General features: G+C 46.5%; 1 protein-coding gene. It reads right to left on the bottom strand.

Going from position 1 to position 540, the window contains the following annotated elements; all coding sequences use genetic code 11:
• On the bottom strand, positions 1-540 hold a 540-nt coding region (locus NE664_13065; protein MCQ4727563.1), incomplete at both ends, for a GTP-binding protein.

Here is a 540-nt window from a genome sequence, read left to right as displayed (position 1 = left end):
CATTAATTCAAGAATCTTGTCGCCCCACTCACTGGTCGGATCTTCAAGAGCCTTTAATGCAGAACCCTGGATGATTGGTGTATCATCGCCCGGGAATTCATACTCGTTTAAGAGTTCACGGATTTCCATGTCTACTAATTCAAGTAACTCGGCATCGTCAACCATATCGCACTTATTCATGAATACTACGATATAAGGAACGCCTACCTGACGGGAAAGCAGGATGTGCTCTCTTGTCTGAGCCATAACACCATCGGTAGCAGCAACAACAAGGATAGCGCCGTCCATCTGAGCAGCACCAGTGATCATGTTCTTTACATAGTCAGCATGGCCTGGGCAGTCAACGTGTGCATAGTGTCTCTTCTCTGTCTCGTACTCAACGTGAGCAGTAGAGATTGTGATACCACGCTCTCTCTCTTCCGGAGCCTTATCGATGTTCTCGAAAGCAACAGCCTCACCAGTACCTAATCTCTCATGAAGAGTCTTTGTGATAGCAGCTGTTAAAGTTGTTTTACCATGGTCAACGTGACCAATGGTACC

The organism is Anaerotignum faecicola (assembly GCA_024460105.1).
Classification (GTDB): Bacteria; Bacillota; Clostridia; order Lachnospirales; family Anaerotignaceae; genus JANFXS01.
This window is presented reverse-complemented; position numbering and strand designations above follow the sequence as displayed.